The 12170-nt window shown below is 58.5% G+C and carries 14 protein-coding genes; 6 read left to right on the top strand and 8 right to left on the bottom strand.

What is annotated here, in order from left to right:
* Positions 1–9: 9 nt before the first annotated feature.
* From B9Z50_RS02085 to B9Z50_RS02065, 5 genes are all read right to left on the bottom strand, one after another.
* Positions 10–558: an NUDIX hydrolase gene (locus B9Z50_RS02085; protein ID WP_108362025.1), complete on the bottom strand. Its 549-nt coding sequence runs from the start codon at positions 556–558 to the stop codon at positions 10–12.
* A 2-nt stretch (positions 559–560) separates the two neighbouring features.
* Positions 561–1877: a TRAP transporter large permease gene (locus B9Z50_RS02080; RefSeq protein WP_108362024.1), complete on the bottom strand. Its 1317-nt coding sequence runs from the start codon at positions 1875–1877 to the stop codon at positions 561–563.
* Positions 1874–2395 (bottom strand): TRAP transporter small permease, encoded by a 522-nt coding sequence (locus B9Z50_RS02075; protein WP_199221650.1) that lies wholly within the window; start codon positions 2393–2395, stop codon positions 1874–1876. The genes B9Z50_RS02080 and B9Z50_RS02075 overlap by 4 nt, the downstream gene beginning before the upstream one ends.
* 75 nt (positions 2396–2470) lie before the next feature.
* Positions 2471–3505, bottom strand: coding sequence for a TRAP transporter substrate-binding protein (locus B9Z50_RS02070; RefSeq protein WP_108362023.1), 1035 nt, complete (start codon positions 3503–3505; stop codon positions 2471–2473).
* A 253-nt stretch (positions 3506–3758) separates the two neighbouring features.
* Positions 3759–4454: a fumarylacetoacetate hydrolase family protein gene (locus tag B9Z50_RS02065; protein WP_108362022.1), complete on the bottom strand. Its 696-nt coding sequence runs from the start codon at positions 4452–4454 to the stop codon at positions 3759–3761.
* A gap of 88 nt (positions 4455–4542) precedes the next feature.
* Between B9Z50_RS02065 and B9Z50_RS02060 the strand changes: the two genes are divergently transcribed.
* A complete protein-coding gene (locus B9Z50_RS02060) occupies positions 4543–4980 on the top strand; it encodes a MarR family winged helix-turn-helix transcriptional regulator (RefSeq protein ID WP_108362021.1) in 438 nt (145 codons plus the stop codon).
* Between the two features lie 8 nt (positions 4981–4988).
* Here B9Z50_RS02060 and B9Z50_RS02055 read toward each other — a convergent pair whose 3' ends face one another.
* Positions 4989–5291 carry an antibiotic biosynthesis monooxygenase gene (locus tag B9Z50_RS02055; RefSeq protein WP_062405927.1) on the bottom strand — a complete coding sequence of 101 codons (303 nt, stop codon included), beginning with the start codon at positions 5289–5291 and terminating at the stop codon, positions 4989–4991.
* A 132-nt stretch (positions 5292–5423) separates the two neighbouring features.
* On the bottom strand, positions 5424–6290 hold the full coding sequence (locus B9Z50_RS02050) for an NUDIX domain-containing protein (protein WP_158270613.1): 867 nt from the start codon (positions 6288–6290) through the stop codon (positions 5424–5426).
* A 142-nt stretch (positions 6291–6432) separates the two neighbouring features.
* Between B9Z50_RS02050 and B9Z50_RS02045 the strand changes: the two genes are divergently transcribed.
* The 5 genes from B9Z50_RS02045 (at position 6433) to B9Z50_RS02025 (ending at position 11521) form a co-directional block, all read left to right on the top strand.
* The gene (locus B9Z50_RS02045; RefSeq protein WP_146183141.1) at positions 6433–6996 is read left to right on the top strand and encodes an HD domain-containing protein; all 564 of its coding nucleotides are present in this window, start codon (positions 6433–6435) and stop codon (positions 6994–6996) included.
* A gap of 69 nt (positions 6997–7065) precedes the next feature.
* Positions 7066–7911, top strand: coding sequence for a GNAT family N-acetyltransferase (locus tag B9Z50_RS02040; RefSeq protein ID WP_108362503.1), 846 nt, complete (start codon positions 7066–7068; stop codon positions 7909–7911).
* Between the two features lie 137 nt (positions 7912–8048).
* Positions 8049–8837: a UDP-2,3-diacylglucosamine diphosphatase gene (locus B9Z50_RS02035; RefSeq protein ID WP_108362502.1), complete on the top strand. Its 789-nt coding sequence runs from the start codon at positions 8049–8051 to the stop codon at positions 8835–8837.
* A gap of 180 nt (positions 8838–9017) precedes the next feature.
* A complete protein-coding gene (gene ppk1 / locus B9Z50_RS02030; RefSeq protein ID WP_233249715.1) occupies positions 9018–11054 on the top strand; it encodes a polyphosphate kinase 1 in 2037 nt (678 codons plus the stop codon).
* A gap of 5 nt (positions 11055–11059) precedes the next feature.
* Positions 11060–11521 carry a histidine phosphatase family protein gene (locus tag B9Z50_RS02025; protein ID WP_108362017.1) on the top strand — a complete coding sequence of 154 codons (462 nt, stop codon included), beginning with the start codon at positions 11060–11062 and terminating at the stop codon, positions 11519–11521.
* 21 nt (positions 11522–11542) lie between these two features.
* On the opposite strand, the gene B9Z50_RS02020 is transcribed toward B9Z50_RS02025, so the two are convergent.
* The gene (locus tag B9Z50_RS02020) at positions 11543–12103 is read right to left on the bottom strand and encodes a hypothetical protein (protein ID WP_233249714.1); all 561 of its coding nucleotides are present in this window, start codon (positions 12101–12103) and stop codon (positions 11543–11545) included.
* Between the last annotated feature and the right edge of the window lie 67 nt (positions 12104–12170).

Here is a 12170-nt window from a genome sequence, read left to right as displayed (position 1 = left end):
GGACAGAGCTCAGGCGATGTCGAAAGCGTGCGTGGCAAAGCGGCCCGCACGCCGGTCGGCAAAGTAATGCTCCAGCGTTTCCTTGACGGTGCGAAAAGCCAATTCGTCCCAAGGGATTTCGTCTTCTTTGAACAAGCGCGCTTCCATGGTTTCGTGCCCGGGGTCGAACACATCACTGGTCAGGCGGGCGCGGTAATACAGGTGCACCTGGCCGACACGCGGCACGCTCATCACGGTGAGCAAGTCTTCCATGATGAATTGCGCACCCGCCTCTTCGGTGGTCTCGCGGGCCGCGCCTTGCGATGTCGATTCACCCAGCTCCATGAAACCTGCGGGCAAGGTCCACTTGCCTTTGCGCGGCTCGATGTTGCGCTTGCACAGCAGCACCTGGTCGCCCCAATGGGGCACGGTGCCCACCACGTTCAAGGGGTTTTCATAGTGCACCGTGTGGCAAACGGTGCAAATGGCGCGTTGCTTGGTGTCACCATCGTCAGGCAAACGGTAAGCCACCGATGCGCCGCACTGGCGGCAGTGTCGAATGGCTTCTCGTGTGTACATGGTCAGAGTTTCAGGACAAATAGAACGACGGAGGGCACAAAGACGATCAGCAAAATGCGCAAAAAGTCAGAGGCCAGGAAGGGCATGATGTAGCGGAAGATGTCCTTCATGGGCACATCTTTCGTCATGCTGCTGATGATAAACACGTTCATGCCCACGGGTGGTGTGATCAAGCCAATCTCCACAACCATCAGTGCCAATATGCCAAACCAAATGGCTTTGGACTCGGGGTCCATGCCCCATAAATCAATGCCCATGATGATGGGAAAGAAAATCGGGATGGTCAGCAGCAGCATGGACAAGCTGTCCATCACGCAGCCCAGCACCAAATAAATGGCAATGATGGTGAACAGCACGGCCAGCGGTGACAGGTCCATGCTCACCACCCACTTGGCCAGTTCGGCGTTGACCTGGGTCAGCGCCAAAAACACGTTCAAGATGTCGGCGCCCAGCAAGATCAAGAAGATCATGCCCGTGCCAGCCGCTGCGCCATACAGGCATTGCAGCAAGCCCTGGCCGCGCAGACCGCCGGATTTCCAGGCCACAAAAGCCGTGGCCACGGTGCCAATGGAGGCGGCTTCGGTTGGGGTGAAAAAGCCGCCGTAAATGCCGCCAATCACGACCAAAAAGATCAGCAAAACCGGCCATGTTTCGGCCAGGGCCGTCAGGCGCTGCGCCCAGCTAAAGCGCACGCCCCGTGGCGCATCTTGCGGACTGACGCGGGCGATGATGCCAATGACCACCATGTAACCGATGGCGGCGATGATGCCCGGCACAAAGGCCGCCAAAAACATTTTGGCGATGTTTTGTTCGGTGATGATGGCGTAGATGACCAAGGGCACGGAGGGCGGAATCAAAATGCCCAATGTGCCGCCCGCTGCGATCACGGCAGCCGACAGGCGTTCAGAATAGTTGTGTGCCTTGAGTTCGGGCAAAGCCACTTGGCCCATGGTGGCCGCCGTGGCCAAGGATGAGCCGCAAATGGCCCCAAAGCCTGCGCACGAGGTGACCGCTGCCATGGCCATGCCGCCGCGCCAGTGGCCAATCATGGCGTTGCCCGCCTTGAACAAGGCCTTGGACAAGCCCCCGTTGGTGGCAAATTGGCCCATCAACAAAAACAGCGGCACCACCGACAGGTCGTAAGTGGAGTAGCGGGCAAAGGCCGCGTTTTTGAAAAAACTCATCAGCGGGTCCCAGCCCGCCACAAACGTGTAACCGACCGTCCCCGTGAGCAGCATGGCCACGCCAATGTGGACCCGCAGCGCCAGCAGCCCCAGCAGGACTGCAAACATCAACCCACCCCATTCGATGCCGCTCATGATTGAATCTCTTTCATTTTTTCGACGCTACGGTACAGGGCCGTGAGCGACAACAGCGCAAACGAAGGCACCAATGGGGTGTAGGCCCACCAAGTGGGGATTTCCAGCAGCATCGAGGCGTCAAAGTTGCCACGCAAATCGAGCATGCCTACCCACACACGCCAGCAGATCAGGCCGGCAAAAAACGCCAACAGCAAATTGGCCAAGGTGTCGAGCACGGCGTTGAGCCGGGCCGGGGCATTGGCGGTGAAGAAATCCACAATGACATGGCCCGAGATCCAGTGTGTATAGGGCAGCGACATGGCGACTGCGCCCGCGCACAAAAATTGCACCAGTTCAAAGTCACCCAGCAGTGGGGCATCAAAAAATGCGCGGCCAACGATGCTGCGCAAAGACATGAAGGCCATGGCCAGCAGGGTCAAGCCCGACAAGATGGCCAGCAGTTTGCACAAACGGTCCAGCACCCAGCCCAGGCCTTGGTACTGACGTGTGGATAAAACATAGACGGCTTCAGCCATGGGGCTTCTCCTTGGGACAAAAAAATGGGGTGGGCCGCAGCTCACCCCATTGCACTCAAAGCAAGACCGAGGTCTTTACTTGGTGTATTGCTTGATCAGGTCTTGGGCATCCTTGAGCATGGCGCCGCCGTTGAGGCCGCGCTTGTTCATCGCATCCACCCATTCGTTGTCCTGCTCATCGGTGGCCTTTTTCCAGCGTGCCAGCTCAGACGGTGGGATCACCGAAATGGTCTGGGTTTTGGTGTTGGCAAACACTTTGCGGCCAGGCACATCGTTGCCCTCTTGCGTGCCGCCCAGGAAGGCGGAGAACTCGCGGCCGGAGTTCTTGTCAATCACGGCTTTCAGGTCAGCAGGCAGCGACTCGTACTTGGCCTTGTTCATGGGCACCACGAACACGGTGGTGTACAGGGCCGGGAAGCTCTTGTCGGTTTCGGCGCTGAACTTGGTCAGCTCGTGTACCTTCAGGCCAGGGGCGACTTCGTAAGGAATCACAGCGCCATCGATCACACCTTTGGACAGAGCTTCAGGCACCTGGGGCACAGGCATGCCCACGGGTGTGGCACCCATCTTGGCCAGCATCTTGGTCACGTTGGCCGTGGGGGCGCGCATCTTCATGCCCTTGAAATCTTCCATTTTGGTGACTTGTTTGTCGCGGGTGAAGATCACGCCTGGGCCGTGCACGTGAACGGCCAGCAGTTTCACATCCTTGTGCTCGTCCATGGCGTGCTTTTGCACGAAGTCCCAAGCGGCGCGGCTGGTGGCGGCGGCATTGGTCATGGTGAAGGGCAGCTCAAACACTTGCGTTTTGGCAAAACGGCCAGCGGAGTAACCGGCCACGGTCCAGACCACGTCGGCCACGCCGTCTTTGGCTTGGTCATACAGCTGCGGAGGGGTGCCGCCCAACTGCATCGCTGGGAAGATCTGGCACTGCAGGCGGTTGTTGGAGTCTTTGGCGATGTTCTTGCACCAGTCGCCCAGCATGGTGGTGTGCTGAATGGACTGTGGGCCCAAAAAGTGGTGCACCTTCAAGGTGATGGTTTGGGCGTGAACGCCAAAACCAACGGCCATCAGGCCTGCGGCCAAGGCCGTTTGTTGCAGAAATTTTTTCATCGACTTGTCTCCATCATGGGTTTAAAAAAATCATCATAAACCAACCGATCGGTCGGTTAATGAAATTCGGCTGGTCAAAAGCGTGGGTTCAAAAGCTTTTAAATGGCTTTTGGCTTGAGAATATGAATTATGTTGCAACTTTCTTGATATTTCTCTGGGGTTAACCCTGTGAAGTTTTGTGGTTGCGCACTTTTGTTCATAGGGAAAACGCTTTTGGCGAGAACCAGAACACAGTTCTGGTCTCAGCCCCGCATCAGTAAATTTGGAGGTGCAAACTGCCCAGCCCTGCCACTTGGCCCACCAAGGTGTCACCCGTCACCACGGCAGCTACACCCTCGGGGGTGCCGGTGTAAATCAGGTCTCCGGGCTGCAGTTCCCAGGCGGCGGACAGGTGTTCGATGGTTTCGGCCACGCTCCAGATGAGTTTGGCCACGTTGCTGCGCTGGCGGTCTGCACCGTTGACCTGCAGGCTGATCTCAGCCTGGTTCACGTCACCGGCTTGCGCCATCGGCGTGATCGGGCCGATGGGGGCTGAGTGATCAAAGGCTTTGCCGATGCACCAGGGGCGGCCTTGCTTTTTCATCTCGTTTTGCAGGTCGCGGCGTGTCATGTCCAGGCCCACGGCGTAGCCATAAATGTGCTTGTGCGCATCGGCGGCCAAGATGTTGCGCCCACCTTGGCCAATGGCCACCACGAGTTCGATCTCGTGGTGCAGGTTTTGCGTGAGGCTGGGGTAGGGCATGGCGCCGGTCTGGCCGGCTTCAACCACCACCAGGCTGTCGGCAGGCTTGAGGAAAAAGAAAGGTGGCTCGCGCCCGGTAAATCCCATCTCTTTGGCGTGCTCTTCATAATTGCGGCCCACGCAGTAAATGCGGTGCACCGGAAAACGTTCGGGTTGACCGAGCACAGGCACCGAGACCACAGGCATGGGTGAAAATACAAAACTCATGGGACGCTTTCTCAAAAAATGAAAATCAGATGGTAATCGGAATGTCTGAACTCAGGCTCCTGCGTCATCCCCGCAACACGTCACCCACATGATCCAAAGCATCGACCTTCAGGCCACGCCGGGTCACCTGATTCGCCGGGCCCAGCAAATTGCCGTGGCCATTTTTGCCGAACAATTGGCCAGTGCCGACATCACGCCTGTGCAGTTCGCCATCCTGAACGCCTTGCTGGGCAGCCCCGGCATCGACCAAGTGAGCCTGGCCAAGCGGGTGGCCTTTGATCCGGCGACTTCGGGTTCGGTGATCGGGCGGCTGGAGGCCAAGGGCTGGGTGGTGCGCGAGGCCGATCCGGCCGACCGCAGGCGCAAGCTGTTGGTGGTCACGCCCCAAGGGGTGCAGGCCCTGGCCCGCATTCAGTCGGATGTAGCCCAGGTGCAAGAAAAAATTCTGGCACCTCTGACGCCGCAAGAGCAGAGCCAGTTTGTGCATTTGCTCTCGCGTCTGGTGCAAGGCCATCAAGCCGCCTGAGTCAAGCATCAGGCCGAGGTGTAGGTCAACTCAAAATGCTCTACGTGAGGAGGCGCGGCAAAGAAGGGGCCGACGATGGCGCGCCACTCGGTGAACAGCGGTGACTGGCGAAAGCCCACCGTGTGGTCTTCCAGTGTGTCCCAGAAAATCTGCAGCACAAAGCGCTCGGGGGTTTCGATGCAGCGGTTGACCTTGGCCCCCCGAAAGCCTTTGGCCCTGGAGGCCACAGTGTTCAGGCCCAGCTCAATGGCTTGTTCAAAAGCGGCCTGCTGGCCTGGCTGGATGCGGATGTCGGCGAGTTCGAGGATCATGGTCGGGTTCCAAGGGTCTGCTAAAAAGCCAAACGATAACCGACTCTGAGCTAACCCCGCGTCACCTGCATGCCAATCGTGACGCCCGTGATCTACACCCTTTGAAAACAGCTCTTGGTGAGACGGCCTCACTCAGGATGACGTCATGAGCCCCGACAAACTTTGGGCCAGCGAAGCGCAAGCGTCTGGGGTGAATTGTCCCGATTGCATGCGTGAGACCACCTCATCCGGGCTCAGGCACAGAAATTCCTGCACCTCGCCATCGGCATTGAGGGGGGTCTCTTGCTCAGACAGATGCAAGGTGTAAACGAGCAATTGCTCGTCATGCCAGCCTTGGGGCTCAAGCCTTTGGGTGCGGATCACGCCGGCCCCCCGCAAGCGGGTTGGTTCGGTCAAGTGCAAGCTGGCTTCTTCAGCCAGTTCACGCACAGCTGTAGTCAAAGGGCTTTCTCCCGCCGTCAAGCCCCCTGCGGCCAAGTTGTCGAGCAGGCCGGGGTCGGTGGCTTTGTGGTCTGAGCGGCGGCCGCACCACAGATAGCCCTCAGGCAAAAAACCATGGATGTGCACCGCATGGCTCATCATGCCCAGGTGCCTGAAGCCAGAGCGCTCCACGCACAAAAATGGGGGCACATCCAAAGCCGGAGGGTAGGCGGGGGTGTCAGGCCACCATGCAAAAAATTCACCTCGCCAACCGGTAAGCCGTCCTTGTGCCGCTTGTTGCACTAAAAAAGCCTGCAGCGTTTGGCTGCGCTGCAAAGCCGGGTCTGCTAAAGGTTGCCAGCGCAAACGACGCTGCGCGAGGGTGCAACCCGGCAGCAAAGCCACCATGTCCTGCGCGCGTTCGGCGCTCACCCAACCCAAGTCCAGCCCCTCACATGACCAGACGACGCCATCGCCGGGCCGCGGTTGCTGGGCCTTGAGTTGGCCCGCCAGCCATGCTTGTTGCGGTCCGCTCAGACGTGACCAAAACGCTTGTTCAGGATTGAGGCCTTGGCGCATGGTAATCAAAGGACTTTGACATGAGCGCATCATACAAATGGCCTGTGACGCTTTCATGAAGGCGATAAGTCAGCGCGGCACAGCCCCGTTTTGTCATGGTTTTGACATGTTGCGGGATCACAGTCTCGCCATGCAAAAAATGATGAACACCCTTTTGGCGCTCTACGAGCAAGGCGGTGACCGTGTCTATGCAGGCGAACAGGTGACCGAGTTGATGCACGCGTGGCAATGCGGTCGTCTGGCTGAAAAATCGGGTGCCAGTGCGTCTTTGCAACTGGCCAGTTGGCTGCACGATGTGGGCCATTTGTGGGTGAATCTGGAGGGCACGCCTACCCTTCACGGTCAAGACGATGAACACGAACGAGTCGGTGCCGATGTGCTGCTGCCTGTGTTTGGGCCTGCTGTATCGGAGCCCGTGCGTTTGCATGTGCAGGCCAAACGCTATTTGGTCAGCACCCGCGAGACCTATGCCCGCAAGCTCTCGCCCGATTCGGTGCGCAGCCTGCAATTGCAGGGCGGCCTCATGACGACGCACGAATGCGCTGCTTTCGAAGCCGAGCCTTTTTTTGCCGATGCCGTGAAGCTGCGTGTTTGGGATGACCTCGGCAAAAAGCCCGGTTGGTTTGAGGACACGCGCCATGATGCGCTGGACCATTTGATGCAGTTGATGCGTCGCGTGGCGCGGGATCACGTCATTCAAATTTAACAAATAAGACATGGCTTTGACATCCTGAAGACTGAACATTCAGTGCAGGAAAAAAAAGGAGCTGAAGCCATGAAAGAATTACCGAACCCCACCTTCGCACTGTCCCCTGTTCAATTGCCCAGGGGGTCACTTCATCCGAGGTCCGCTGTCTCCAGTTTGGAATTTTTGCCTCGGCGTGTGCAAAGCACCATTGAAGTCAGCTGGGCGCAGCATCTCGACGAAGTTCGGGAAGCGCAGCGTCTGAGGCACCAAGTCTTTGCGACCGAACTCGGTGCACGTTTGCCCAAGACAGTGCCTGGCCACGACATCGATTTGTTTGACGACTACTGCGAACACCTGCTGGTGCGAGACAGCGCTTCAGGCCAAGTGATTGGCACCTACCGGGTGCTCACGCCAGTGCAGGCCAAGCGAGCAGGCAGCACTTACAGTGACACCGAGTTTGACCTGACTCGCTTGCGTGGATTGCGCAGCCGCATGGTGGAGTTGGGCCGCAGCTGTGTGCACGCGGATCACCGCCACGGTGGTGTCATCATGGCATTGTGGGGTGCGCTGTTTGAGTTCATGGACCGCAACCGCTTGGACACCATGATCGGTTGCGCCAGCATTCCCATGCTGCACAACGGGCTGGTGACGGGTGATGCTGCGGCCAGCATCTGGCACCAGTTGCGTCAAAGCCATTTGGCTGACATCCAGTTCCATGTCAGGCCACGCCTGCCCTTGCCCGTTGAAGAGTTGGACGCCCATTTGCCCATCGAGCCGCCAGCGCTCATCAAGGGTTACCTGCGTCTGGGCGCCAAAGTATTGGGTGCACCCGCATGGGACCCGGACTTCAATACCGCCGATCTGCCCATGCTGATGCGCACAGCCGATTTGCCCCAGCGCTACCGCAAGCACTTTTCCTTGGGGGCTTTATGACAACCATCACCGAAGCCTCGCCTGCTGCTGGGTTGTTTAAAACCTCTTACGTGGGGGCAGATGATCGCTTGGCTCAAACTTTGCCTGTGTTAGGGCCTCTCTTGAATCAGGGGCCGGAAGACCCTGATGAAGACCCTATGCCCGCAGATCGGCCCCGATTGCGGGCTATTTTCATTTCGGACCTGCACATTGGCACGCCCGGATTTCAGGCCGAAGCCTTGCTCGATTTTTTGAAGCACCACCCCAGCGATGTGCTGTACTTGGTGGGTGACATCGTAGACGGGTGGCAATTGCGCAGGCGTTGGTTCTGGCCGCAAAGTCACAACGATGTGGTGCAGAAGCTGTTGCGCCGTGCGCGCAAAGGGTGCCGCGTCATTTATGTACCGGGCAACCACGACGAGTTTGCTCGACATTTTGTGGGGCATGCGTTTGGTGGGGTCGAAGTACTGCACGACACAGTCCACACCACGGCCAAAGGCCTCAAGCTGTGGGTGGTGCACGGCGACCATTTTGATGGCGTGATTCAGTACGCCAAGTGGTTGGCCTATGTGGGCGACTGGTTGTATGAGCTGACCTTGCGGATCAACCGCCACCTCAACAGCTACAGGGCTCGGATGGGCCTGACCTATTGGTCCTTGTCGGCTTACCTCAAACTCAAGGTCAAAAAAGCAGTCAATTTCATCAGCGACTTTGAGGTGGCGGTGGCGCAAGAGGCCAAGCGCCGGGGCTACGATGGTGTGGTGTGCGGCCATATCCACCACGCTGAAATCCGCGATGTCAACGGCACCTTGTACTGCAACGATGGCGATTGGGTAGAAAGCCGCACCGCCTTGGTCGAGCATGCCGACGGTCGTTTGGAAATCATTCACTGGGCAGGTCAGGCGGTGGTGGTCAACTCGGTGCCTGCACAGGCGGCTGCGACCTAAAGCTGCACCTTGTTCCATGCTGTCTTGAGGTTCATCAAGGGCTAGGGAAAACCAGCACACAGTTTCACACCATTGTCATCAAACTGACTTGATGCCTTCCTAGAATGAATTGAATTTATTCAATGGTGTGCGATGGTCAAATCACTTTCACAGAACATATCGGCAGAACCTGCTCCAGGGATGTTGGATCGCGATCTGAGTATTTTGTCGTTCAACGAGCGTGTGCTCGATTGGGCGCACCGCCCTGAGGTGCCGGTGCTTGAACGCTTGCGTTACCTGTGCATCGTGTCGTCCAACTTGGACGAGTTTTTTGAGGTTCGGGCTGAGCCACATGTGATGGGCAGCTTGCAAGAAATCAAGTCAGGCCAATACACCAACAACAGCTTGGAGGCCATTGCCGACAAAACCAACGCCATGGTGGCACGGCAATACGCGTTGTACAACGATGATTTGCTGCCCACGTTGCAGCGCCACGGCTATCGGCTCTTGTCGCATGGTGAGCGCAATGCCGAGCAACGGCGCTGGGTGCGCAGCTACTTCCAACGTGAAGTGCAGCCTTTGCTGGTGCCAGTGGGGTTGGACCCGGCGCATCCTTTTCCGCAAGTGGCCAACAAATCGCTTAACTTCATCGTGCAGTTGTCGGGCAAGGACGCTTTTGGACGTGCCAACGAAATCGCCATCGTCAAAGTGCCGCGTGTGTTGCCACGCGTGATCCCCTTGCCAGACCGTTTGTGCGAAGGCTGCAAAGCCTTTGTGCTGTTGTCCAGCGTGATCCGCGCTCATCTGGCCGAGTTGTTCCCGGGCCGTGAGGTCGGGCAGTTTTCTCAGTTCCGGGTCACGCGCCACTCGGACCTGGCGGTTGACGAAGACGAGATCGCCAACTTGCGCATGGCCCTGCGCCAAGGGCTGCAGCATCGCCACTATGGCCAGGCGGTACGCCTGGAGGTGTCGTCCAACTGCGCGCCCCGTTTGGCTGAATTTTTGCGCAAGGAGTTTCGCCTGCCCGAGGCGTCTGTGTTCCGGGTCAATGGCCCGGTGAACCTGGTGCGCCTGATGCAACTCATCGATTTGGTGCCCGCGCCTGAACTGCTGTTTCCTCCTTTCAAAGCCAGTTTTCCGGTGCAGCTGCCGCGACAAGGGTCGGTGTTTAACCGGCTCAAAGAAGGCGATGTGGTGATCCACCAGCCCTTTGAAAGTTTTGATGGCGTGTTGGCCTTTTTGCGTGAAGCCGTGATGGACCCGAATGTGCTGGCCATCAAACAAACCATTTACCGCGCAGGCAGCGACACGACCATGATGGATTTGTTGCGCGAGGCCGTGCGCCGGGGCAAAGAGGTGACGGCCGTGGTGGAGCTCAAGGCCCGTTTTGACGAAGAGGCCAACATCAACTGGGCCGAACAACTCGAATCGATTGGGGCTCAGGTGGTTTACGGCATCGTGGGCCTGAAGACGCACGCCAAAATGCTCTTGGTCACCCGCCGCGAAGGCCGTGTGTTGCGTCGTTATGGTCACCTGTCCACTGGCAATTACAACCGCCGCACCGCTGCGCTGTACACGGACATCAGCTACCTCACGGCCGATGCCGACATCACCTCTGACATGGACCAACTCTTTGGCCACCTGGCCAGCCAAAGCCGCTTGCCCAAGATGAAGCGCGTGCTGGTTGCACCTTTCACCCTGCATGCCCACATGCTGACCCTCATTGAGGCGGTGGGTGCGGCCGCTGCGCGAGGCGCTGCCGGTCGCATCGTCATCAAGATGAATGCCTTGACCGACCAACCTCTGATGGCGGCCTTGTTGGCGGCTGGACAAAAAGGCGCCAAGATCGATTTGATCGTTCGTGGGGCTTGCATGCTGCCCGCCGGGGTGGACGGTTTGAGCGACAACATCCGGGTGCGCTCGGTCATTGGCCGGTTCTTGGAGCACTCTCGGGTGTTTTACTTTTGCGCCGACCAAGACGAATCGCTGTATTTGTCGAGTGCTGACTGGATGAGCCGCAACATGATGCGCCGCATCGAGCTGGCTTGGCCCGTGACCGACCCTTTGCTGCGCCAGCGCATCATCGACGAATGCCTGATTGCTTATTTGCACGACAAGCGCGACGCTTGGGACTTGGCGCCAGACGGTCAGTACCACCGCGTGGGCCTGACGGCTCCCGGGCCCGGTGCGCAACAAGCGCTGATGCAGCGTTACGACGCATCGCCTGTGCGGGAGTGAGCGCCATGGACTTGATCGTGTGGCGGCATGCCGAAGCCCATGAAGCCGAGCCCGGTGAGGACGATATGCGGCGGGTTCTGACACCACGTGGGCGCAAACAGGCCGATCGCATGGCCGTCTGGCTGGATGCGCAGTTGCCGCAAGGCACCCGAGTGCTCAGCAGTCCGGCCGTGCGGGCAGAGCAAACCGTGCGAGCCTTGAGCCGCAAATACAAAGTGCGCGATGCGCTCTCACCTGGGGCAAGCGTTGCTGACGTGCTGGAAACATCCGGCTGGCCCGAGGCGCGTTACCCGGTCTTGCTCGTGGGCCACCAACCAGCACTGGGCGGCATGGTGGCGCACCTGCTGGGCATGCCCGAGGCCGCCTGCGCCATCCGCAAAGGCGCGGTGTGGTGGCTGCGCCACCGCATCCGCGAAGGCCAATCGCAAACCGTGCTGTTGGCCGTGACTTGCCCAGAGCGCTTGTGAGCAGCGCGCTCTAAAACAGCATCAGTCTTTGGCAGGACGACCGGTTTTGATGGTCGGCACGTTGGCCATGGCTTTCTTGAAAGCGGTGTCGGCCATGCCGGCCAGGGCCTGCAGGCCTGCACGGATCAGCTCGCTTTTCTTGACTTCGACGCCCAAAGCCATGGCGCGTTTTTTCATTTCGGTAATTTGCAGCAGCTCGGTCTTGGGCAGGGTGAAGCTGTCGCGCACCACTTTGACTTTTTTCTCTTTGGCAGCCTTGGTTGGAGCCGCAGCCTTTTTCTTGTCTGCAGCTTTGGCTTGAGGTGCTTTGGCCGGGCTGGTCTTGGCTTTGGCGGGCGCTGCTGGTGCTACTGCTACTGGGGTTGCAGGTGCCGATGTGGTTTTGACAGGTTGGCGTTTGGCCGCTGGGCTCGCGCTTTTGCGCGGCGCTTTCACCGGAATCTTGGAAGTGGAAGCGGCCTTGGATGCTGCATTGGCAGCAGGTTTGGCGGCAGTTTTGACCGCAGGCTTGTCGGTTTGCGCTGGCGGGGTGGTGGTCGTGTTGGTGGTGCTCGGGACTGCCGGAGTGGTTGCGTCGTTCATGAAAATCAGCCTTAAAAAATTAACGGTGCATACAGTTTATACCGTTGATTTTCCAAGAGCAAGAAAT

It is taken from the genome of Limnohabitans sp. Bal53, from assembly GCF_003063355.1.
Lineage (GTDB): Bacteria > Pseudomonadota > Gammaproteobacteria > Burkholderiales > Burkholderiaceae_C > Limnohabitans_A.
This window is presented reverse-complemented; position numbering and strand designations above follow the sequence as displayed.